The organism is bacterium (assembly GCA_024742285.1).
Classification (GTDB): Bacteria; Myxococcota_A; UBA9160; order UBA9160; family UBA4427; genus UBA4427.
On the sequence record JANSYR010000004.1, the window covers coordinates 307,025 to 328,569 of the forward strand.

Annotated in this window: 21 protein-coding genes and 1 pseudogene; 8 read left to right on the forward strand and 14 right to left on the reverse strand. The window is 68.6% G+C overall.

Features of this window, described 5'->3' with window-relative positions; translation table 11 throughout:
• Positions 1-3: 3 nt before the first annotated feature.
• From NXI30_10240 to NXI30_10285, 10 genes and pseudogenes are all read right to left on the reverse strand, one after another.
• Positions 4-585 (reverse strand): DUF2059 domain-containing protein, encoded by a 582-nt coding sequence (locus tag NXI30_10240; GenBank protein ID MCR9094584.1) that lies wholly within the window; start codon positions 583-585, stop codon positions 4-6.
• A 158-nt stretch (positions 586-743) separates the two neighbouring features.
• Positions 744-1,562 (reverse strand): phosphoribosyltransferase family protein, encoded by an 819-nt coding sequence (locus tag NXI30_10245; GenBank protein ID MCR9094585.1) that lies wholly within the window; start codon positions 1,560-1,562, stop codon positions 744-746.
• A gap of 102 nt (positions 1,563-1,664) precedes the next feature.
• Positions 1,665-2,090, reverse strand: coding sequence for a ribosome silencing factor (rsfS, locus tag NXI30_10250; protein MCR9094586.1), 426 nt, complete (start codon positions 2,088-2,090; stop codon positions 1,665-1,667).
• A 47-nt stretch (positions 2,091-2,137) separates the two neighbouring features.
• Entirely contained in the window at positions 2,138-2,842 is a 705-nt protein-coding gene (nadD, locus tag NXI30_10255) for a nicotinate-nucleotide adenylyltransferase (protein ID MCR9094587.1), read from the reverse strand.
• The gene (locus tag NXI30_10260) at positions 2,839-4,113 is read right to left on the reverse strand and encodes a glutamate-5-semialdehyde dehydrogenase (GenBank protein MCR9094588.1); all 1,275 of its coding nucleotides are present in this window, start codon (positions 4,111-4,113) and stop codon (positions 2,839-2,841) included. The genes nadD and NXI30_10260 overlap by 4 nt, the downstream gene beginning before the upstream one ends.
• Positions 4,114-4,245: 132 nt before the next feature.
• A complete protein-coding gene (gene proB / locus NXI30_10265) occupies positions 4,246-5,382 on the reverse strand; it encodes a glutamate 5-kinase (GenBank protein MCR9094589.1) in 1,137 nt (378 codons plus the stop codon).
• Positions 5,379-6,527, reverse strand: a complete 1,149-nt coding sequence (obgE, locus tag NXI30_10270) for a GTPase ObgE (GenBank protein MCR9094590.1) — start codon at positions 6,525-6,527, stop codon at positions 5,379-5,381. Before obgE ends, proB begins: the two co-directional genes overlap by 4 nt.
• A 153-nt stretch (positions 6,528-6,680) precedes the next feature.
• Entirely contained in the window at positions 6,681-6,932 is a 252-nt protein-coding gene (gene rpmA, locus NXI30_10275) for a 50S ribosomal protein L27 (GenBank protein ID MCR9094591.1), read from the reverse strand.
• Between the two features lie 110 nt (positions 6,933-7,042).
• Positions 7,043-7,354 (reverse strand): 50S ribosomal protein L21, encoded by a 312-nt coding sequence (gene rplU, locus NXI30_10280; protein MCR9094592.1) that lies wholly within the window; start codon positions 7,352-7,354, stop codon positions 7,043-7,045.
• A 788-nt stretch (positions 7,355-8,142) separates the two neighbouring features.
• Positions 8,143-9,642 (reverse strand): annotated as a pseudogene (locus NXI30_10285) (Rne/Rng family ribonuclease).
• A gap of 974 nt (positions 9,643-10,616) precedes the next feature.
• Here NXI30_10285 and selA point away from each other — a divergent pair.
• The 7 genes from selA (at position 10,617) to NXI30_10320 (ending at position 18,322) form a co-directional block, all read left to right on the forward strand.
• Positions 10,617-11,981: an L-seryl-tRNA(Sec) selenium transferase gene (gene selA, locus NXI30_10290; protein MCR9094593.1), complete on the forward strand. Its 1,365-nt coding sequence runs from the start codon at positions 10,617-10,619 to the stop codon at positions 11,979-11,981.
• Positions 11,982-12,194: 213 nt separating this feature from the next.
• Positions 12,195-13,220: an AAA family ATPase gene (locus NXI30_10295; protein MCR9094594.1), complete on the forward strand. Its 1,026-nt coding sequence runs from the start codon at positions 12,195-12,197 to the stop codon at positions 13,218-13,220.
• Positions 13,217-13,900, forward strand: coding sequence for a helix-turn-helix domain-containing protein (locus tag NXI30_10300; protein ID MCR9094595.1), 684 nt, complete (start codon positions 13,217-13,219; stop codon positions 13,898-13,900). The genes NXI30_10295 and NXI30_10300 overlap by 4 nt, the downstream gene beginning before the upstream one ends.
• 8 nt (positions 13,901-13,908) lie before the next feature.
• Entirely contained in the window at positions 13,909-14,853 is a 945-nt protein-coding gene (locus NXI30_10305; GenBank protein ID MCR9094596.1) for an RluA family pseudouridine synthase, read from the forward strand.
• Positions 14,850-15,548 carry a polyphenol oxidase family protein gene (locus NXI30_10310; GenBank protein MCR9094597.1) on the forward strand — a complete coding sequence of 233 codons (699 nt, stop codon included), beginning with the start codon at positions 14,850-14,852 and terminating at the stop codon, positions 15,546-15,548. The genes NXI30_10305 and NXI30_10310 overlap by 4 nt, the downstream gene beginning before the upstream one ends.
• A gap of 718 nt (positions 15,549-16,266) precedes the next feature.
• The gene (gene rho, locus NXI30_10315) at positions 16,267-17,514 is read left to right on the forward strand and encodes a transcription termination factor Rho (GenBank protein ID MCR9094598.1); all 1,248 of its coding nucleotides are present in this window, start codon (positions 16,267-16,269) and stop codon (positions 17,512-17,514) included.
• Positions 17,515-17,575: 61 nt separating this feature from the next.
• A complete protein-coding gene (locus tag NXI30_10320) occupies positions 17,576-18,322 on the forward strand; it encodes a sulfite exporter TauE/SafE family protein (protein MCR9094599.1) in 747 nt (248 codons plus the stop codon).
• 15 nt (positions 18,323-18,337) lie between these two features.
• On the opposite strand, the gene NXI30_10325 is transcribed toward NXI30_10320, so the two are convergent.
• Positions 18,338-18,745, reverse strand: a complete 408-nt coding sequence (locus NXI30_10325) for a hypothetical protein (protein ID MCR9094600.1) — start codon at positions 18,743-18,745, stop codon at positions 18,338-18,340.
• Here NXI30_10325 and NXI30_10330 point away from each other — a divergent pair.
• Entirely contained in the window at positions 18,735-19,163 is a 429-nt protein-coding gene (locus tag NXI30_10330; protein MCR9094601.1) for a DUF2255 family protein, read from the forward strand. The two genes, NXI30_10325 and NXI30_10330, sit on opposite strands and share 11 nt — an antisense overlap.
• Here the strand turns inward: NXI30_10330 and NXI30_10335 are convergent.
• The 3 genes from NXI30_10335 to NXI30_10345 form a co-directional block, all read right to left on the reverse strand.
• Positions 19,160-19,579, reverse strand: a complete 420-nt coding sequence (locus NXI30_10335) for a nitroreductase family deazaflavin-dependent oxidoreductase (protein MCR9094602.1) — start codon at positions 19,577-19,579, stop codon at positions 19,160-19,162. The two genes, NXI30_10330 and NXI30_10335, sit on opposite strands and share 4 nt — an antisense overlap.
• A 127-nt stretch (positions 19,580-19,706) precedes the next feature.
• Positions 19,707-20,522, reverse strand: coding sequence for a PEP-CTERM sorting domain-containing protein (locus tag NXI30_10340; GenBank protein MCR9094603.1), 816 nt, complete (start codon positions 20,520-20,522; stop codon positions 19,707-19,709).
• A 271-nt stretch (positions 20,523-20,793) separates the two neighbouring features.
• Complete coding sequence (locus NXI30_10345; protein ID MCR9094604.1) at positions 20,794-21,543, reverse strand: DUF2071 domain-containing protein; 750 nt, start codon at positions 21,541-21,543, stop codon at positions 20,794-20,796.
• Positions 21,544-21,545 lie beyond the last annotated feature (2 nt).

Here is a 21,545-nt window from a genome sequence, read left to right on the forward strand (position 1 = left end):
TCGCTACTGTGCGGTCGGAACCGCCGGCGCGCCCGGTCCGGGCTGCACGCTCGTCTCGAAGCCGAGCTCGCGAAGGCGGGCGTCGATCGCGAGGTGGAAGGCCGGCGTGATTCCGAAGGTGACCTCCTGGAGCGCCGCCATGCTGTCCTGGTTCATCTGCCCCGAGGTCTCGAGACTCTTGCGTCCGAGGGGCGAATCCCAGAATTCGACGAGGGCTTCCATCTCCTTCTCGTCGAAGTACTTCGCGTAGACCGGCGCCATCACCTTCGTCAGGTAGTCGAGGTCACCGAGCTTCTCGCCGAACTTCGCCTGGGCCTCTTCGAGGACGATCTGCTGCATCTGCTCGGTGACCTCCGCCCCGCTCGCCGCGATCTGCATCAGCGTCTCGTTGGCGGCCTGATAGGCGATGCTGTCACCGTACGAGACGTAGGTGTTCTGGATCTCGAGGTAGGCGCGCAAGGACTTCCTGAACGCAGCCGAAGGGCCCTTCTCGTCCTCGGCGGCGGCGGTCGTCGCCCCGGCGAGGGAGACGACCGAGAGGATCGCGGTGGCGACGAGGAGGCGGGAGATTCGGGCGACGGACATGCTGGACTCCTGGCCTCGTTCTGCGAGGCGCGGCTGGACCGAAAGGCGTTCGGTTCGGATCGGCCGGATGGGGGCTTCCCTTTCGCGGACTCGCGGGCCGCGAGCGTAGAGGGCGCCCGAGGATAGGGGGCGCTCTCCGGAACCGCCTGCTTCCCGGGTCAGGAACCGCCTGCTTCCTCAGGCACCGCCCCGCGACTCCGAGTGCCCTCGCGAGGTCTCCTGCGGGTGACCGGGAGAGTGGCGGCCAGGGCGAGCCCGCGGACCTCGAGGGCGCCGGCTTCCAGGAGGGCGCTCGCGGCGGCTTCGAGGGTCGCCCCGGTCGTGAGGACGTCGTCGACGAGGGCGACACGGGGATCCCCCGGGAGGTTCCTCGGTGCCCGGAACGCCCGTCGGACATTCTCGCGCCGCGCCTCGCCCCGGAGTGAAGCCTGGGGGCGGGTCGGCCGGAAACGCTCGAGGAGATCCGGTCGGAAGGGCCGGCCGAGCCGGGCAGCGACCCGGCGAGCCAGGGCGTCGGCCTGATTGAATCCCCGCTCGCGCTGGCGTGCAGCGTGGAGCGGCAGACTCGTGACGAGATCGACGTGCCCGCCCGCTTCCCGGGCCACCCGTTCGCCGAGCGCGTCGGCGAGGGCGTCGATCGCGCGCTCGACGGCGACGGACGGTCGGCCCTGCGCTCGCTTGCTCGCCGGGATCCACCGCGCGATCGGGCCCGAGTAGCGAAGGGCGGCATGGCTCGCCTGGAGCGCGCTCCCCATCGCCAGGCACCGGGGACAGCCCGAAGGCCCGGTGCGTCGCCCGCCGCAACGCGGACAACCGTCGGCCCGCCGCCACCAGGGGAGCGCCCGCGCGCATTCGCCACAGAAGGCGCTCGGACGTCCGGGCGAGGGGGAGCGGAGGGGCTGCGCACAGACGACGCAGCCGGTGGGGAGGAGCGCGTCGACGAAGCGCGCCGATGCGCGGCGCCAGGTCCCGGTCATCGCAGGTTCTCGCCTCTTCCGCGTTCGCGGCGGGAGTCGGAGCGTCGTGACGGGATCGACGCGTGGCGGGACCGAGGTGGGGGAAAGCGAAAGGGACCGCGATCAGGCCGCGGGGAAGGCGCCCTCGTCGTCGACGTCGATCTCGTCGACGACCGAGGGATTCGGATCGACGCCCTCGATCTCGAGGTCGATCCTCGGCGCATCGCGCCAGAGGCGTTCGAGGTCGTACTGCTCGCGGGTCTCGGGGTCGAACACGTGGACGATCGCGTCGTTGCAGTCGATCAGGACCCAGTTTCCGTCGGATTCGCCCTCGACGCCGAGCGGCGGCTCGCCGTGCTGCTTGAGCACTTCGACGACCGCATCGGAGATCGAACGTACCTGTCGGTCGGAGCGGCCCGTCAGCAGGATGAACGAGTCGGCGTACGAAGTCAGGGTTCGCATGTCGAGGGCGACGGGACGCTCGGCCTTCCGGTCGAGGGCGGCCTCCACGATCCATCGCGCCTTGGTCTTGGGATCGGGGATTTCCAACGTGCTCTCCTGGAGGCCCGGCCGGCGGTGCCGGCGGGGCGCTCTCTCTAGGGTCGCGCTTGAAGCGGCCGCGGACCATAGCGTCCGCTGGATTCGATGCTCGCGCGGATCGATTCGGGGACGAGGAAGCGGATCGAGCGCCCGCTTCGGCAGGCCTCCCGGACCTTGCTCGACGAGATGTCGAGGGCGGAAATCGGGACCAGCTCGATCCGGGTGCCCGCTTCCCTGTGGGTGGCCGCGTGCCCGTCCGGCGACACGTCGAAGGCGTCGCGCACGATCTCGGGCATCCGCTCGCGGAGGTCGCCCATCTGTCCGGGCGGTCGGGTCATCACCGCGAGGTCCGTGAGCGCGAAGATCTCCTCGGGGGCGCGCCAGTCGCCCATCTCGGCGAAGGCGTCCTGGCCGACGATGAAGACCGTGCGACGGCGCCCGGCTTCGCGCTCGCGAATCGCGGTCAGCGTGTCGACGAGAAAGGAGGGCCCCTCCCGGTCGACTTCGATCCGGTCGACCGAGAACTGCTTCGCCTCGGCGATCGCGGCCTCGACCCAGGCGAGTCGTTCCCCGGTCGGGGCGATGGGGTCGGTCTCGTCCGCGGTCTTGTGCGGCGGAATCCGGCTCGGGATGAAGAGCACGCGCTCGAGGTCGAGGGCCTCCCGGACCTCCTCCGCTGCGCGCAGGTGTCCGAGGTGGATCGGGTTGAAGGTGCCGCCGAAGAGCCCGATCCGTTCCGGAAGGGCGGTTGCGGACGTCACCCGCGCAGCTGCCCTTCGCCCATCAGCACGAACTTCCGCGTCGTCAGCCCCTCGAGACCCATCGGGCCGTAGGCGTGGAGCTTCGAGGTCGAGATGCCGATCTCGGCGCCGAGGCCGAGCTGGAATCCGTCGGAGAAGCCGGTCGAACAGTTCACGCCGACGGTCGAGGAGTTCACGCGGCGCAGCCACTCCTGACTGTTCGCGTAGCTGTTCGTGATGATGATCTCCGTGTGGTCCGAGCCGTAGCGGCGGATGTGGTCGATCGCGCCGTCCATGTCGTCGACGATCTTGACCGCGAGGATCGGGGCGAGGAACTCCGCGGACCAGTCCGCCTCGGCCGCGGCGACCGCGTCTCCGAAGACTTCGACGGTTCGAGCGCAGCCTCGGATCTCGACGCCCGCCTCGTGGAGGTCCTTCAGGACGGCGGGGAGGACGGTCTCTGCAGCGCCCACGTGGCAGAGCAGCGTCTCGAGTCCATTGCAGACCGGCATCTGACGCATCTTCGATTCGTGCACGATCCCGACGGCCATGTCCACGTCGGCGCTCTCGTCGATGAAGACGTGACACACGCCGGCGTCGTGGGCGATCACGGGGATCGTCGACTCGGCCATGACCTTGCGGATCAGCCCTGCGCCGCCGCGGGGGATCACGAGGTCGATCGAATCGTTCAGCTTGAGCATCACGTCGATCGCGGCGCGATCCGTGGTCGGCAGGAGGGTGATCGCGTCCTCGGGAACGTCCGTGTCCCGTGCGGCCGCGCGGAGCTCTTCGCCGAGGGCCTGGTTCGAGTGGAAGGCCTCGCTCCCGCCGCGCAGGATCACCGCGTTCCCCGCCTTCAGGCAGAGCGCCGCCGCGTCGACCGTCACGTTGGGCCGCGCCTCGTAGATCATCGCGATCACGCCGAGCGGAATCGCCATCTGCCCCACGCGGAGGCCGTTGGGCCGCACGCTGTGGTTCGAGATCCGACCGACGGGATCCGGGAGCGCGATCACGTCGTGGAGTCCCTGGATCATGTCGGCCCACTTGCCGTCGGAGATGCCGAGTCGGTTGCGCATCGTCTCGGCGACGCCCTTCTCGGCCGCTTCCGCGACGTCCTTCGCGTTCGCCTCCATGATCCGGTCGCGCGCCGCCTCGAGTCTCTGCGCGGTCCGGGCGAGCCAGGCATTCTTGCGGGCGGTCGATAGCTCGCCCATGCGCGCACTCGCCGCCGCGGCCTTCGTCGCGAGGTCTCGGATCTCCCGGGCCAGTTCGTCGTTCGTCTGATCGGTCATGAGGGGAAGTCTCGGAGTTGAGGGGGCTGCGGGTCGGACCTCGTCGCTCGGCCGTTGGCTCTTCGACGACGATGAAGTCGTCGAAGGTTCCCCGGTGGATGAAGGGCTTGGACCTTCAGCCACGGATGAGTCTCAGTCGCGAACGACGACCATGTCGTCACGGTGCACGATCTCGTCGCCGTTCGAATATCCTAGCACCCGGTCGATTTCCTTCGTCGCGAGACCGGCGAGCTTCGCCACGTCTTCGGACGAGTACACCGTGAGGCCCCGGGCAATCTCGTCGCCGGTTTCGTTGACGCAACTCACCGAGTCGCCGATCTCGAACGCGCCTTCGACGCGCAGGACACCGGCAGGAAGCAGACTTCGACCGCGGTCCGCGAGGGCGCGGACCGCGCCGTCGTCGATCACGATGCGCCCCCGGGTCTTCGCCGTGTAGGCGAGCCAGTGCTTCCGACCGCGCAGGCGATTGCCGGGTGCGAAGAGCGTTCCGTGTTCCTCGCCGGCGACGAGCCGCTGGAGCACGTCCTTCGTTCGGCCATGACACAGGACGGTGGCGGCGCCCGAGCGCGCCGCGTTCTTCGCGGCCTCGAGCTTGGTGATCATTCCACCGCTGCCGAACCGCGTGCCGGCCCCGCTCGCAGCGCGCTCGATCTCGGGGGTGATCTCTTCGACCGTCCGGATCAGCGGCGGCGCGGGTTGGCCCGGCTGCGGTGCGCGTTCGTAGAGACCTTCGACGTCGGTGAGGATCACGAGCAGGTCGGCGGCGACGGCGTTCACGATCGTCGCGGCCAGGTTGTCGTTGTCGCCGAAGCGGATTTCCTCGGTCGCGACGGTGTCGTTCTCGTTGACGATGGGCACGACGCCGATCCGCAGCAGCTCGAGCATCGTGTGCCGCGCGTTCAGGAACCGCTCGCGATCCTCGAGGCCCGCGCGCGTCAGCAGGATCTGCGCCACGTGTCGGTCGAGATTGCCGAAGCGGCGTTGGTAGAGCTCGATCAGGCCGATCTGTCCGACGGCGGCCGCCGCTTGCTTCTCGCGGACGCTGTGTCCCGTGTGCTGCCAGCCGAGGCGGTGCGCCCCGACGGCGATCGCGCCGGACGAGACGAGCACGACCTGTCGTCCGCCCTTCATCAAGGCGGCGACGTCGCGGGCGAGGGCCGTGAAGCGATCCGGTTGGAGCTGGCCGTCGCGGGTGAGCGAGCTCGTTCCGACCTTCACGACGATCCGCTTCGCGCGCGGAACGAGATCCCAGGCGTTCGATTCCGTCATCGGCCCGCCTCGGTGGATTCGCGCTCCTTCTCGAGCGCACGCTCCGCCTCGACCGCGTCGAAGGTCTCGTGCAGCAGCGCGTCGAGCCCCTGGGTCGCGGCGGCGGAGATCCGCGTCGCCTCGATCCCGCGCGAAGCGAGCTTCGCTTCGAGGTCGGCGAGCAGCGCATCGTCGTGTACGAGGTCCGCCTTGCTGAGCACGACGATCTCCCTGCGATCGAGGAGCTCCGGTCGATAGCGCCCGAGCTCGCGTCGGATCGCGTCGTAGTCGTCGACGAGATCGCGCCCGAGCGTGAGCATCGCTTCGAGGTCCAGCAGGTGGATCAGGACGCGGGTCCGCTCGACGTGGCGCAGGAACTGATGGCCGAGCCCGGCGCCGTCGCTGGCCCCTTCGATCAGCCCGGGGATGTCGGCCACGACGATTCGCTGATCGTCCCGTTCGACGACGCCGAGGGAGGGGACGAGGGTCGTGAAGGGGTAGTTCGCGACGCGGGGACGCGCGGCGGAGATGCGTCGCAACAGCGTCGACTTGCCCGCATTCGGGAAGCCGACGAGCCCCACGTCGGCCATCAGCTTGAGCGAGAGACGCAGGCGTCGACCCTCGCCAGGCTTGCCCGGGGTCGCGAAGTCGGGGGCCTGGCGGGTCGAGGTCTTGAAGCGCGCGTTGCCGAGGCCGCCACGCCCTCCGCGGGCGACGACGACCCGTTGACCGGATTCGGTCAGGTCCGCGAGGGCGGCGTGTTCGTTCAGGTCGATGGGGTCGGAGGCCGCTTCGTCCTCGTCGCGCTCGTCGTCTTCCTCGAAGTCGTCGTCGCTCGTGGGCTCGGCGGGCTCGCCGAGGTCGAAGACGAGGGTGCCGACCGGAACGCGGATCTCCACGTGATCACCCGAGGCGCCCTTCTTGTCGGAGCCGCCCCCGTTCTGGCCGCTGGGCGCCTTGATCTTCTTCGCGCCCTTGAAATCGAGGAGCGTGCCGACGTTCTCGTCCGCGACCAGGATGACGTCGCCTCCGCGTCCGCCATCCCCGCCGTTCGGTCCGCCGTGCGAGACGAACTTCTCCCGCCGGAACGCGACGATCCCGTCGCCGCCCTTTCCGGAGCGGACTTCGATCTCGACTTCATCGACGAAGAGGTTGGCGTGTTTCATGGCGGTTTCCGAGCCGGGGTCCGAAAACGAAAGACGCGCTCCGCCCACTCTCGAAGAAAGAGGGGGGAGCGCGTCTATTCGATCTCGACAGACCTTGGGGCCAGCTAGCGACGAGCGCCTGCGGCCCAAGCGTGCGTAAGCACGCGCAAGGAACTAGTCCGCATCCACATGGGCCATCGTTCGGCCACGGGAGGTACCGAAGCGGACGGTGCCCGTCTTCAGCGCGAAGAGCGTGAAGTCCTTGCCGAGACCGACGTTGGTTCCCGGGTGGATCTTCGTGCCGCACTGGCGGACGATGATCGAACCGGCGTTGATCGCCTGGCCACCGAAGACCTTCACGCCGCGGCGCTGACCGTTGGAGTCGCGACCGTTTCGCGAGCTGCCCTGTCCCTTCTTATGTGACATGACCCTGTCTCTTTTCTCGATCGCAAGCACGGCGATCGTGTCGAATATCCTGGTGCAACGTCTTGCGGGTGCCGCGCCGAAGGCGCGGGAACCGACGAGGCGTTGAACTGTTAAGACGAGATGCCGTCGATGGCGATCTCGGTGTAGTCCTGGCGGTGGCCCTGGGTTCGGCGGTAGCCCTTGCGGCGCTTCATCTTGAAGACGCGGATCTTGTCGCCGCGGCCCTGGGCCGTGATCGTGCCCGAGACACTCGCACCATCGACCGTCGGGGTCCCGATCTTCACGTCGCCTTCGCCGCCGATCATCAGGACCTCGTCGAGGGTCACCTTCGAGCCGACTTCACCGGAGAGCTTCTCGACGCGCACCGAGCCACCGGGGCTCACGCGATACTGCTTTCCACCGCTTCGCACGACGGCGTACATAATCATTCACCTTCTTCTGGGAAGCCGGCTTGAGACGAGGGGGAGCCGGCTGGAACGGGGGACGAGCCGCAGGCGGCGGCTCATTCGGAGCGCGGGAGTATGCTGGATTCCTCTTCCGCGTCAACAGTTTGGACCGCTTCTGCCGCTTCGCCGGTCGAGACCGGGGCGGATGCCCCGAGGGGCTTCTTCGGCGCCTCGATCGCGTCGTCGGCGGATTCCTCGCTCCCATCCGCCTCGGCGTCGGCCGCCATCGCGGGCTCTTGGTTCTCCTCGGCTTCGACAGGGGCGGCCGCCTCGGTGGTGTCGGTGGACTCGGCCCCCCCGGCTCCGCTTGCGGCGTCCGCTTCGGCATCGAGCCGCTCGTAGATCGCCGCCGCGGAGGCCTGGTCGTCCGGCTCGTCTTCGCCTTTGCCTTCGCCTTCGTCGTCGTCTTCGTCGAGGGAGAGGCGGAGGGGGCCATCCGGCTTCCCGACGCGCGCCTGGATGTCGAGCCGCGCCGGTCCATCGTCTTCGTCCGCACCGTTCACCAGCGCGCCCTCGCTCTCGGCCACCGACCCCGCGGCGACGAGGGCCTCGCCGGCCGCGGCGGGCATCTCTTCGCTGGCCGGAGCCTCCTCGCCTTCGGGCGCGGCTCCGTTGCCGCCGCGTCCGCGACCGCGTCCGCCGCGCCGGCGTCCGCGCTTCGAGCCGCCCTCGCCCGCCTCCTGCTTCTCCTTCGCCTTTCGGGCGTCGGGATGGGTGTCGTTCAGCCAGCTGAGCTCGATCTCCGCCGGCGGTCCGGCTTCGAGCACCATCAGCTCGTACTGTTCCTGGTGCATGCCCGGTCGCGCGCGGACTTCGATGTCCTTGCCGATCGCCTCGGAGAGCTCGGCGAGCGCCGCCTTCGACTTCGACAGCAGCTCCTCGGCCACGTGCGGGTTGACCGCGACCGCGATCGATCGCCCGCGCAGCTTCGGCATGTGCTTGCGGATCTCGCGCAGGACGCGGAAGCCGACACTCTCCCGCGACAGGACGTAGCTCCGGCCTTCGCAGTAGCTGCACGGCTCGCAGAGCGTCTGCACGAGGTTCTCGCGCGTCCGCTTGCGTGTCATCTCGACGAGGCCGAGCTCGGAGATCTTGAGGATGTTGGTCCGCGCCTTGTCCGCGCGGAGCGCCTCCTGGAACGCGCGATAGACCTTCTCGCGGTTTCCCGCGCTCTCCATGTCGATCAGGTCGACGATGATCAGCCCGCCGAGATTTCGGAAGCGCAGCTGGTGCACGACCTCCTGGACCGCCTCGAGGTTCGTCTTCAGGACCGTCTCTTCGAGATCGCGCTTGCCGACGAAGCGGCCGGTGTTCACGTCGATGGCGGTGAGTGCCTCACTCTTGTCGATGACCAGGGACCCGCCGCTCTTGAGCCAGACCTTGCGCTCGAGGTTGGCGTGGATCTGTTGTTCGAGATCGAAGCGCTCGAAGATCGGCAGCCCTTCGTCGTAGTGGACGACCTCGGGCTTCGGGTCGGCGACGAAGCGGTCGACGAAGCTCTGGATGTGTTCGTAGAGCTCCTTGTCGTCGGACACGATCCGCTTGGTGTCGTGTCCCGCGAGATCGCGGACGACGCGAAGCGGCAGATCGTGCTCGGAGTAGAGCATCGCTGGCGCGCTCGTCTCGCCATGGCGATGCTGGATCGCGGCCCAGACCGTCGCGAGGTACCGGATGTCGGCTTCGAGGTCCGCTTCGGTCACGCCGTCGCCGGCGGTCCGGATGATGAAGCCGAGGTTCTTGGGACGCAGGCGCTCGACGATCTCGCGCAGTCGCCTTCGTTCATTGTCCGAGCCGATCCGGCGGGAGACGCCGACGCGGCGGGACCAGGGGGTCAGGACGAGGTGACGTCCCGGGATCGAGATGCTCGAGGTGATGCGAGCGCCCTTGGTCCCGATCGGCTCCTTGGCGATCTGGACGATGATCTCCTTGCCCTCGTGGAGGACGGTGTCGATCTTCGGCGGCGCATTGCGACCGCGGCCGCGGCCCTTCCGTCCCTTCGACGTCGGTTCGCCGTCGGTCTCGCCGGTTTCGAGGGTCGACTCGAAGTAGTCGCCGACGTAGAGGAACGCGGCCTTCTCGAGGCCGATGTCGACGAAGGCGGCCTGCATGCCCGGAAGGACCCGGCTGACCTTTCCTTTCACGACGTTGCCGACGACGCTCTTGTCGCGCTCTCGTTCGATGTGCAGCTCGGCGAACTGCTTGTCTTCCAGTAACGCGACCCGGGTCTCTCCGAGCTCCGCGTTGATGATGATCTCGTTCTGCATCGTTCCGCCTGAGGCGGCGATCGTGTCTGCCTGGGCCGCGGCCTTGGGTCGCGGACGAGCGAGACCGATCCGGTCCGCCTTGTTCCGGCGAGTCCGATCGATTCGATCTTCGATGTCGTGAGAAGGTCGCTGGCTGGCCATCGATCCCGGCGCGGCGGCCTCCAGAACGAGGGAGGGGCGACCGGGGGATGGTGGGTGCTGCTGTCGGGCCTCGAAGAGGCGCGTGGACTCGAGTCGCGATCGGTCGTGCGGGACCGGTCGCGCGGACGTCGACTTTCTACTCCTCCTCGGGTCGCCGGCCCGGAATCAGGGTTCCGAGGGTCCGGTGGCGCTGGTGGTCGACGGGTTTGATCAAATCGATGACTCGCACTGTGTTTTCTGAGTCTCGTTCGAGGGCCGGTCGTGGTCCCGGCCCGTCCTGGTTCTGATTGCGGGGGCGAAGGCCTCCGCGGTGTTGGGTCGTTGCGGTTGCGGCCGAACCAGTCGGTTCATCGTGGATTGGCTCGGGGAGATCTCGAGTCGGTTGCAGCAGCACCCTGCCACGTCCGTATCCCCCGGGTGATCGGAATCGACTTCGCTGGGTCGGCGCCGGCCTCGCGGGGCGATGGCGGGCGCTGCTACCACTTGGGCGTTGCCGACCCGATTTCCGGGGGCACGCTCAGGGCGGGTCTTCGAACTCCATCCATCAGGCATCCGGTCGATCAGATGATCAGATGGCAAGATGAATGGGCGACGGGTGGGGTCGGGCGATCCTTGGTTTGAGTAAGCGGCAGTCCCATCGGGTCGTCCGAAGGAGATCACCGCGCTTCGACCCCGGATCCCGGTCGCTGAGGTCTCGTTCCACCAGCGATTTCGATCCAGAACACGAACCGGTCTGGCCGTGTGAATACGGGATTGAGAGTATGGGTTCGCAGCAAAAGATCAACTCGGATCCCCGCCGGAATCTACCCTCCGTAGATCGTCTGATCGGACAGGTGAGGGATTCGAGCCCCGACCTTCCCGAATGGGCCGTGCTTCGCGCCGCGCGCGAGGCGCTCGACGCCATCCGAGTGGAAATTTCCGAAGAGAAATCGAGTTTTCGAGGAGAGCGCGCGGACATCGCCGCGCTGGAGCGCGACGTCGCCGACAGAGCGGCTCGGCTCGCCTCGCCGCACCCGCGACCGGTGATCAACGCGACCGGCGTGGTCCTCCACACGAATCTCGGTCGGGCACCGCTCGCACCGGCGGCGGCCGAGGCGGTCGCGCGCGCCCTCGACGGATACTCGAACCTGGAGCTCGACCTCGAGACGGGTCGCCGCGGCTCGCGAATGGGCTCGCTCGAAGCGAAGCTGCTCGCGCTCTCCGGAGCGGAGGCGGCCCACGTGGTGAACAACTGCGCGGCGGCGGTCCTGCTCGCGCTCAATACGCTCGCCCTGGGGCGCGACGTCGTGGTGTCCCGTGGTGAGCTGGTCGAGATCGGCGGCTCGTTCCGGGTGCCTGCGATCATGGAGCGCGCCGGCGTCCGCCTCGCGGAAGTCGGGACGACGAACCGGACCCACCTCGCCGACTACGAAGCGGCGATCGGTCCCGAGACCGCGCTCCTGCTCAAGGTCCACCGCAGCAACTTCGAGCAGCGCGGCTTCGTCGCCGAGGCCGACATCGCCGAGATCGCCCGCGTCGCCCACGATCACGGTCTCCCGTTCATGGAGGATCTCGGGAGTGCGACGCTCCTCGACCTCTCGTCCGAGGGACTGCCCTCGGAGGCGTTCGCACCGGGTCGACTCGCCCTCGGGATCGACGTCCTCTGCTTCAGCGGCGACAAGCTGCTGGGGGGGCCGCAGGCCGGCATCCTGCTCGGGAAGCGCCAGTACGTCGACGCCATGAAGAAGAACCCGCTCGCCCGGGCGCTCCGGGTCGACAAGCTCACCGTCGCGGCCCTCGACGCGACCCTCGACCTGATGCTCGATCCCGACCGCGCGCGAGAGGTCCCGACGATCGAGGGACTGCGCGCGGACACGAAGGCGCTCGAGCCGCGCGCCGCCCGACTCCAGCAGATCGTGTCCGGCGTGATCGACGCCGTCGCTCACGAGACGCCGTGGAAGCTCCGGGTGGCGCCGACGGAAGCCGCCGTGGGCGGGGGCTCACTTCCCGAACACCGCATCGCGGGTCTCGCGGTCGTGCTCGAGGGCGGTCCCGTCCACGCGCTCGCCGAGGGACTGCGGTCCGCCCCCGCCCCGGTGCTCGCCCGGCTTCGGGACGACGCGCTCTGGCTCGACGTGCGGACCCTGCGCGACGGCGATCTCGATCGGGTCGGGGATGCGCTCGCGTTCGCGCTGGAAGCCGGGCGCGAAGCGTCCTGATCGCGCGTCCGAAACGCCTTTCCCGGATACGCGAACGCCTTCGCAAGTCCTGCTTTTCTTGATGAACGGCGGGGGTTTGGGTACGTTCGCGTCTACCCCCCGAAAGCCCTGAAAGGGTTCCTCGTCCAACGAGGACTTCCCTGAGCTTCGTGCCTTCGATCGGTCCTTCGCAAGGAACGGCGTCGATCGGAGAGCGGAGCAAGAGAGGCGAACGTGAGCTCGACGACCGGCGTTCCGCGCCCTCCGTCTGCATCCGGGGATTCCGCGACCGATCGAAGCGGGGGCGCGCGCCTGCTCGCCATCGGCGGCGGCAAGGGCGGCGTCGGCAAGACGTTCGTGACCGCCAATCTGGCGACGGCGCTCGCCCGCCTCGGCAAGCGGGTCGTCGTCGTCGACGTCGACCTCGAAGGCGCGAACCTCCACACCACCCTCGGTGTGCAGACGCCGCAGCGAAGCCTCGCCGACTTCGTCTCCGAACGCGAAGAAGATCTGGGGAAGCTGCTCGTCGACACGCCGCTCCCGAATCTGCGATTGATCGCGGCGACGAACGGCAACCTCGCCGACGCACAGCCGAGTCACCTGCGTCGCGTTCGCCTGCTGCGCGGCCTGCGTCAGCTCGACGCCGACATCGTGCTGCTCGACCTCGGTGCCGGCTCCCACGCTTCGGTGCTCGACTACTTCCTGGTCTCCGACGACGGGATCCTGGTGCTGCAGCCCGAGCCGACTTCCGTCGAGAACGCCTACACGTTTCTGCGCGCCGCGTTCTACCGGCGCATGCGACTCGCGATGGTCGGGCACGGCGTGCGGCAGCTCGTCACGATGGCGATGGACCAGCGCAACGAGCGCGGGATCCGGACGCCGCTCGACCTGCTTCGCGAGATCGAAGCGACGGATACCGCGGAGGCGCGGCGCTTCGTCGAGACGATGCGCGTCTTCCGTCCGCGCCTGATCGTGAACGGGGTGCGAACCGCCGAGGACGTGAAGCTCGGCTTCGCGGTCTCGAGCGTGTGCAAGAAGTACTTCGGCGTCGAAGCCGAGTACATCGGATACGTGAACTACGACGACGAGGCGCGACAGTCGGTCTCGGCGCGTCGACCGATCGTGGACCTGCGGCAGGACGCCGACGTCTCGATCTATCTCCAGCGGATCGCCCGCAAGCTCCTGGGTCTCCCCTCGACCTCCGGTGCTGCGGCGACACCGTCTGCTGGAGCCGAAACCCACGCTGGAGGGAATCGATGAGGGGGATCGACGAGCTCGATCACTACGAGCTTCTGGAAGTCGGCCGCGCCGCTTCCACCGCGGAGATCGACCGCGCGTACCGGAACGCTCAGAATACCTATCAGGACGGATCGCTCGCGCTCTACTCGGTCTTCGATCGACTCGACGCCGCGGCGATCCGCGAGCGCCTCGACGAGGCCTACCGCGTGCTCGCCGACGCGGACCTGCGTACCGAGTACGACGAAGCGCTGCCCTCGGCGGTGGGACGAAGCGGCGCACCGGATCCGCGGCCCGAGGCGATGGCCGACGAGACCGACGCCGCGGTGTCGACCAGATCGCTCGAGGGCTTCGATCCCGCGGAGCAGCTCGATGCCGTCGATCAGGCCGTCGAGGAATTCGACGCGCTGGAAGACGACGGCGGCGGGGAGTTCGACGGCGTGCGCTTGCGCCGCAACCGTCTCTTCCGCGGCTACGAGATCGACGACATCTCGGACGTGACGAAAGTGAGCCCGGCCCACCTCCGGAACATCGAGGAAGAGAATTTCCTGGATCTTCCGGCGGACGTGTACGTGCGTGGCTTCGTGACCGCCTACGCGCAGACGATCGGGCTCGACCCGAAGATCGTCGTGCCGAGCTACATGGCGCGGGTCCAGGAATCCCGGAGCGAGCAGCAGCGGGGCCGCTTCCTCGCCCGACGTTAGGCCGCGCCATGCCCGACGCGGCGGCGTCTCTCGCGTTCACCGTCGACGAGGCGAGCGTCGGCGCGCGGGTCGATGCGCTGCTCGCGGAGCTGTCCGGCGTCTCGCGCGCGCAGGTGAAGCGTTGGATCGACGCCGGTCGCGTGACGGTCGGCGGTGAGGTCGTGCGTCCCAGTCGCAAGGTCGCGCTCGGAGATTCGATCGAAGCGCGTCCCCTCGAGCCGGTCGAGATGGCCCTCGCGCCCGAGGCGATCCCGCTCTCGGTGCTCTTCGAGGACGAGCATCTGATCGTGGTCGACAAGCCCGCTGGCCTCGTGGTCCATCCCGCGCCCGGACATCCCGGTGGAACCCTGGTGAACGCGCTCCTGGCCCACTGCGGGGACCTCGCCGGGATCGGTGGCGTCCTGCGCCCCGGGATCGTGCATCGCCTCGATCGAGGCACCTCCGGCGTGATGGTCGCGGCGAAGGACGACGAGACCCATCAGGGGCTCGCGCGTCAGTTCGCCGAGCACACGATCGATCGTCTGTACCGAGCGCTCGTCCGGGGCGTGCCGCGGGCGGACGCGGGTCGGATCGACCGTCCGATCGGACGTCATCCGCGCGATCGCAAACGGATGTCGGTCGAGGTGAAGGTCGGCAAGGAATCGATCACGAACTGGCGGGTGCTGCGGCGCTTCCGGAGCGCCATGACGAGCGAGCTCGAGGTGAGACCCGAGACCGGACGCACGCATCAGATCCGCGTGCACCTCTCCTCCGCCGGCCTGCCCCTCGTGGGGGACACCGTCTACGGTCGAGCGCGCGGAAGCGACGCCCGCCTCGGCCGACCGGCCCTCCACGCGGCGCACCTGGGCTTCGAACATCCGATCAGCGGCCGCCGTCTCTTCTTCGAGACGCCGCTCCCCGACGACCTGATCGCGTGGATCGCCGATCTCGGCCCGGAGGAGGTCGTCGAATGAGCGCCCCCCTCGATCGACCGCTGCACGATCCAGTCCTCGAGGCCCTCGGCATCGGCCACGGATTCGGTCAGCGAGGCACCGCCGCGCCGGCAGACTGCGCCTTCCCCACGCAGGTCCACGGCATCGACGTTCACGAGGTCGCCTCCGCCGAGGCACGCGCCGTCGCAGCGGGGATCGAGGCGGACGCGATCGTGACCCGGATGCCCGGGACGTCCATCGGGATCGTGACCGCGGATTGCGTTCCGATCCTCCTGGCGAGTCGCGACGGCGCCCGGGTCGGCGCGATCCACGCGGGCTGGCGGGGACTCGCGGCGGGGGTGATCGAGGCCGGGGTCGCGGCCGTCCTGGACGGCATGGACCCGGCGGACTGCGTGGCGGCGATCGGCCCGGCGGCGCGCGGCTGTTGCTACGAGGTCGACGAGCCGGTTCGCGCAGGGCTCGCCGTGCGGTACTCCGAGCAGCTGAAGGGCGTGCTCGTTCCAGGTCGCCCCGACCGTTTCCAGCTCGACCTCCCGCTGCTGGCAGAGCGGGTCCTGAACCGAATCGGGGTCGAAAGCCAACGGATCGGAACGGAGGCCTGCCTCTGCACCATCTGCGGGTCCGATCGCTTCGAGTCCTACCGGCGCGAGGGAGCGGCGGCGGGCCGATTGAGGCACTTCATTACCCGTCCGGAGGCAATCCCGCGTCAGGGTTGACAGTTTCTGGGGCCCCCCGTAGATTGATTTTCACTTCGACCCGTCCGGGTCCCCGGGCCTCCTGCCGGCCTCGATCCCCTGCGGATCCGCCCCTCTGTCGGGAGCAGTCCCGAGCCAAACCACCGAGATCGCACTGGTTTCTCGCTCGAAGTCCCCGTTCGACCCGTCCGGATCGGTCCCTTCTCCACCACTCCAGTCAACTTCGGCCGAAGTCTCGTCGATGGGCTGATCAGGCCCCTCTCCAGAACCATCGCCGGCCCGGCCGGTGAGCGAGATCCCGCCGAAGGCGACCCGAAGGTCGCTCCCGAAGTCCCCGCCCCCGCTGATCGCCCCACCGCTGGACGTTCCTCGCGCCCGGCGCCCGTCCGAACCCGGCCACGCCGCTCGGACGCCCTTCGACCCGCCCGGTCGACGACTCCCGAAAGCCCTCCCCGCCTGAAGATCCGATCGACCCAGACCAGACCACCCCCGCCCCGATCAGAAGAGAGACCGCCACGTGAGCAGTGAGCAGCGCGCGCCCGAGACCAAGGACGGATCCGGCTCCTCCCAGAACCGCGGCAATCGCCGCGGTCGCGGACGCCGCTCCCGGAGCGGCGGGGGCAATCGCGGCGGGCGCGGTCCCTCCGGCGAGCCGAAGCGGGACTACCTGCCGAGCGACGCCGAGCTGGCCGAAGAGGAAGCGTCGCTCGAGGCGCAGCTCGACGACGACGCGGAAACGATCGTCGTTCGCGAGCTCAAGGCGAAGGCGATGCCCGAGCTCCTGAAGATGGCCCAGGAGATGGACGTCGAGAACGCCGGCGGTCTCCGCAAGCAGGATCTGATCTTCGCGATCCTGAAGTCGCAGACCGAGAAGCGCGGGAAGATCTTCGCCGAAGGCGTGCTCGAGATCCTGCAGGACGGCTTCGGTTTCCTTCGGGCGCCCGACCAGAACTACCTGGCCGGACCCGACGACATCTACGTCTCGCCTTCCCAGATCCGCCGCTTCAACCTCCGGACCGGTGACTCGGTCGAAGGCCACGTGCGCCCGCCCAAGGAGGGTGAACGTTATTTCGCGCTCCTCAAGGTCTCGTCGATCAACTTCGACGATCCCAAGAAGGCGAAGCAGAAGATCCTCTTCGACAACCTGACGCCGCTCTATCCGCAGGAGAAGTTCAGCCTGGAGACGAAGGCCGGCGGGATGACGACCCGGATCATCGATCTGATCGCTCCGATCGGGAAGGGCCAGCGCGCGCTCATCACGTCGCCGCCCAAGGCGGGCAAGACGATGCTCCTCAAGGACATCGCGAATGCCATCACCGAGGGGAACCCCGAGGTCTACCTGATCGTGCTGCTGATCGACGAGCGGCCCGAAGAAGTGACCGACATGCAGCGCACCGTGAACGCCGAGGTCATCTCTTCGACCTTCGACGAGCCGGCCACCCGTCACGTGCAGGTCGCCGACATGGTGATCGCGAAGGCGAAGCGACTCGTCGAGCACGGCCGCGACGTCGTGATCCTGCTCGATTCGATCACGCGCCTCGCTCGCGCCCACAACACGGTCGTGCCCCATTCGGGCAAGATCCTCTCCGGCGGCGTCGACTCGAACGCGCTCCACAAGCCGAAGCGCTTCTTCGGCGCCGCGCGCAACGTCGAGGAAGGTGGCAGCCTGACGATCATCGGCACCGCGCTGATCGACACCGGCTCGCGCATGGACGAAGTCATCTTCGAGGAGTTCAAGGGGACGGGCAATTGCGAAATCGTTCTCGACCGCAAGCTCGCCGATCGTCGCACCTATCCGGCCATGGACATCAATCGGTCGGCGACGCGTCGCGAGGAGCTCCTGATGAGCGACAACTCCCTGAACCGCATGTACATCCTGCGCAAGGTCCTCGCGCCGCTCTCGCCCGTCGACTCGATGGAATTCCTGATGGGGAAGATCGAGAAGACGGACAACAACGAAGACTTCCTCGAGTCGATGAACTCGTGAGCCGGCGAGGGTTCTCGACGGGCCGAGAGCTCGCGACGGACCGAGGGCTCCCGTCGGACTGATGGAGTCGCTGCTCGACGGCACGGGCCTCGACGCGACGGCCTTCGCCGTCGTCTTCTCGGCCGCCTTCATGGGCGCGCTCGTCCAGGGCTCGATCGGCTTCGGCTTGAACCTGATCGTCGCGCCGATGATCGCGGTCTTCGTGCCGGAGGCGCTGCCCGCGGCGGCGATCATTCTCGCGCTGCCGATGACGCTCGGCTCCGCCTGGCGCGAGTTCACCCATATCGACCGTTCGGCGATCCTCTGGACGACGCTCGGGCGCGTTCCCGGGATCGCCGTCGGTCTGTGGATCGTGATCCGTCTCGACGCCGAGGCCCTGGCGACGGCGACCGGGGCCATGGTCCTCTTCGCCGTCGTGATGAGCGTGTCTTCGCCCCGCATTCCGATCACGCCGGCCACGCAGGCGGCGGCCGGCTGGCTCGGCGGCGTGATGGGGACATCGTCCTCGATCGGGGGACCGCCCCTCGCGCTCCTCTACCAGCACTCCCCGGGCCCGGTCGTCCGGTCGACGCTGGGCGCGGCGTTCCTCGTCGGAACCGGCTTCTCGTTCGGTGCGCTGCTGGTCGCGGGGGAGGTCGGAGCGCTCCACTGGCGGATCGGGCTCGCTTTGGTTCCCGCGGTCCTCGCGGGGCTCTTCGCGAGCCGCGCCCTCCACGGCTGGCTCGATCGCGGCTGGCTCCGGCCCTGCGTGCTCGCGCTGTGTGGGCTCGCCGGTGCGGCGGTGGTGATCGACGGGCTCGCCGGCTGAACGTCGCGCGAGAGGCTACGGCTCGTGGCTGCGTTCCTCGACCGCGAGGCCCGCCGGTTCGATTCGATCTGCTTCGTGGTCGAGGTCGATCTCGGTGATCTTCTGGTCGACGTAGGCGAGGAAGCGATCCGGATGGAGAGCGCGTTCCGCCGCTTCCCGCCACTCCATGGCGGTCGGGGAAGCGAGGGCTCGAGTGAGCGCGACCTCCGGACGGGGCGCGTACCCGCCGATCGTGCCGATTTCGCGCTGGATCCATTCGGCGTCGAGCAGCCCCCAGCGCGTCGCATGGTGGTTCGTCGAGCGGATCCGCTCCTCGTCGTCGAGGGCTTCGCCGTTCGACGGACCCGCGACACGTGCGAAGATACCTGGACGGAGGATGCGAACGATGCGAACGCGCGGATGGCTCCCGACGATGGTCCTCACCCTTCTGATCGCTGGATGCGCTTCGGTCCCGACGGCAGAGGGTCCGATCGACTGGTCCGAGGCCGACGAGCGATGGTCGGTCCTGGTCGTGACCGTCGATCCCGATGGCGACGAACGGGTGACCCGGATCTGGCTGGCGCTCGTCGACGGCGAGGCCGTCTTCCGGACGAACGAGAGTCGTTGGTGGGCGAACCTGGAGCGCTCGCCGCGCCTCGGCGTTCGCCACGCGGGCGAGCAGCACGCCTTCGCCGTGGAGTTCGTGGAGGATCGATCGGAGCGGGAAGCGATCGATCGGGCCTTCGCCGAGAAGTACGGCTGGATGGAGGCGTTGATGTTTCCGCAGCCGCCCGGCGAGACCCACGAACACTATGGCCGTCTGAGCGGGCCGGCGGCCTCGCCGCCCTCGTGGCCGCGCTAGGCCGTCGGGCCCTGCGGATCGAGGCGGAGGAAGAGCCGGGGCGGGAAGCCGGTGATGAACTTGAACAGGAAGGGGTGGGCGAACTTCGTGTCGAGGCGCTCCCACTCCGCGGCGTCTTCGATCGGAACGGCGACGTAGGCCCCCTGCTCGCCGTCGATCGAGACCTCGACGTTCGGGTTCGTGATCGCCTCGTTGTACCAGGCGCGCGGCCAGTGGTTGGCGCTCACGAAGACGGTTCCGTCGTCGTCGAGCCAGGCGAGGACGCGATCGTTCGCGACGCCGTCGTCTCCCGTGGTCGTGATCGTGAGGACCTGCCCCTGCTCGGGCTGCAGGATCCCGATCATCGACTCGAAGGCGACGACGAGAACGACGTATCCGATCAGGATTCCGAGGACGATCTTCGCGGGCTTGGGCATGGCGGGCTCCTTGGGTCGCTTGGCTCGATGCCGAGAGGCTCGCGCGTCGGTCGCGGCGGCGCCAGGGGCGACCGTCGTCGGCATCGATCGGATCGAGGAGCGGAGCAGCCGAAGTGGCTCGCTCGGACTAGACGGTTGACGGTCGGCTTCGATCCCGTGCAGCCGCCTCGCCGCGACGACCGGCGATCGCGAGGCCGGCGAGACCGAGCCCCAGGAGCAGCGCCGTGCCCGGCTCGGGCACGACGGTGATACCCAGCGAGGCGAGCCCGATGCCGGTCACGTCGAGGTCGACGAGTTCGAGCTCGTCCTGACCGATCCGCACGATCTCGCGACCGGTGAAGAACGTTCCGTAGGGGGCGTCCTGACCGGCCGGCCCGCCGAACGTGAGCGTCGTCGAGCCGATCGATCGGAGGAGCAGATCGAGCGTCCCGATTCGGTAGGTCCCCGGCTGGATCGTGCCGTCCCCGAAGAACTCGATCAGCTGGTCGTCCGTGATCAGGGCCGACGTCATCTCGAAACCCCAGAGTCCGGTGGCACCGACGCGGGTGTCGCCGAAGGGGCCATCGTTCGAGAAGGACATGCCATCGCCGAGCTGGTCGTCGGGGTCGAAGACGCGCCAGGTCGACGCGCTGAGTGGGGAGAGCGGAATGTCGCCCGCGAAGATCGTGCCCGGTTGCGTCGCGCCGACGACGTCGAGCACGTTCCCGCCTTCCAGGTCCCAGACGAGCGATGGGTCGGCGATCGTGACGAACTCGTCGTCGCCGATCGTGAGGTCGACGCCGATCGTCAACACCTGGCCGACGAAGCCGGTCGCGGAGCCACCGACCGGGGTGAGCGTGACGCCGACCGCCCCACCGATTCCGGGGATCAGGAGCGTCAGCAGGAAAGAGGTGAAGAAGGTCGTGGCGCCAATGGGCAGGCGGGATCGATCGCGTTCGGGCATCGCTTCGCTCCTTCGATTCTCGGGATCGGGGCGGTCGTCGTTCGCGACTCCCCGTCCTGGAGTGGTCACGACGTCGGCGTCGTGGCTGGGGATTTGGGGATTCGCGCCGAGGCGCGGTGCTTTCGGAACGGAAAAGTGCTCTCCCTGCGAATCGAGCCCGAGGGCACCCGACGATGGCTGGGCGTCGAAGGCGGCGCGGAGCCGGGTCCATCAGGCCACGGCGCGCGGGATCTTCGAGCCGCTCCACGGCGCGCGCTCGAGGCGTCGGCGGTCAGGCCTGCGCCGATCCGATTCTCTCCGGTGACCAGACGACGACGTCGATGCGGCGACTGAAGTGAAGCGTCGCGGGGGGACCCGCGAGGGCCAGACCATGGGGTCGACCGATCGTATTCGTCGACACGGAAGCGGTCGCGTCCTGGAGCGGCCAGGGGACGTGGTGGACTTCGGCCCGGAGGAGATCGCCTCGCGGTGAGCACGCATAGAGGCAGTAGCGCTCGGTCAACCAGTGCTCGAGGCTACCGGCCCGCGACTCGCGAACGTCACTCGAGGGCGCGTAGGTTCCTTCGAAGACCGCGTCCGCGTCACGCCGGTGACAGCGATAGTCGTAGGTGTCCCCGGATCGTGTGATGTCGATCGTCGCGTGCTCGTAGGGCAGGTGGAAGAATCGGCGCGCGGCCCAGACCGCCAGCGGATTCGTCGCGTCGAGGCTCAGGAAGAAGACGCCCGGCCGGCCCTCGTACTCGACGTAGAGGCGCAGGTTCAGCTCCGGGAACGCGGAGATCCACGGAAGATCGGGCAGCGGTCGCCGCATGACGCCGGCCATCCGAAAGGGCACGACGCCGACCCAGGACGTGCCCTCGAAGTCCTGCAGCTCGAGGGGGGCCGGGACGAGCCGCGTGAGCTCGGCGGCCGGGACCGGCCAGTGGGCGAAGAGGAGGTCGCGCCACGATTGGCGCCAGGTCCAACGCTTCGCGGGGATCGGCCACGGACGGTGGTCCTGTCTCGCGAGGGAGGAGTGCATCG

Bases quoted from the DNA above. Each gene is read 5' to 3' on its own strand.
- NXI30_10300 (MCR9094595.1), top strand. From the start codon at position 13,217: ATGAGGGGGATCGACGAGCTCGATCACTACGAGCTTCTGGAAGTCGGC.
- NXI30_10335 (MCR9094602.1), bottom strand. From the start codon at position 19,579: ATGCCCAAGCCCGCGAAGATCGTCCTCGGAATCCTGATCGGATACGTC.
- NXI30_10320 (MCR9094599.1), top strand. From the start codon at position 17,576: ATGGAGTCGCTGCTCGACGGCACGGGCCTCGACGCGACGGCCTTCGCC.
- NXI30_10330 (MCR9094601.1), top strand. From the start codon at position 18,735: ATGGTCCTCACCCTTCTGATCGCTGGATGCGCTTCGGTCCCGACGGCA.
- obgE (MCR9094590.1), bottom strand. From the start codon at position 6,527: ATGAAACACGCCAACCTCTTCGTCGATGAAGTCGAGATCGAAGTCCGC.
- NXI30_10310 (MCR9094597.1), top strand. From the start codon at position 14,850: ATGAGCGCCCCCCTCGATCGACCGCTGCACGATCCAGTCCTCGAGGCC.
- NXI30_10345 (MCR9094604.1), bottom strand. From the start codon at position 21,543: ATGCACTCCTCCCTCGCGAGACAGGACCACCGTCCGTGGCCGATCCCC.
- rpmA (MCR9094591.1), bottom strand. From the start codon at position 6,932: ATGTCACATAAGAAGGGACAGGGCAGCTCGCGAAACGGTCGCGACTCC.
- NXI30_10305 (MCR9094596.1), top strand. From the start codon at position 13,909: ATGCCCGACGCGGCGGCGTCTCTCGCGTTCACCGTCGACGAGGCGAGC.
- NXI30_10245 (MCR9094585.1), bottom strand. From the start codon at position 1,562: ATGACCGGGACCTGGCGCCGCGCATCGGCGCGCTTCGTCGACGCGCTC.
- proB (MCR9094589.1), bottom strand. From the start codon at position 5,382: ATGACGGAATCGAACGCCTGGGATCTCGTTCCGCGCGCGAAGCGGATC.
- NXI30_10340 (MCR9094603.1), bottom strand. From the start codon at position 20,522: ATGCCCGAACGCGATCGATCCCGCCTGCCCATTGGCGCCACGACCTTC.
- NXI30_10240 (MCR9094584.1), bottom strand. From the start codon at position 585: ATGTCCGTCGCCCGAATCTCCCGCCTCCTCGTCGCCACCGCGATCCTC.
- NXI30_10260 (MCR9094588.1), bottom strand. From the start codon at position 4,113: ATGACCGATCAGACGAACGACGAACTGGCCCGGGAGATCCGAGACCTC.
- rplU (MCR9094592.1), bottom strand. From the start codon at position 7,354: ATGTACGCCGTCGTGCGAAGCGGTGGAAAGCAGTATCGCGTGAGCCCC.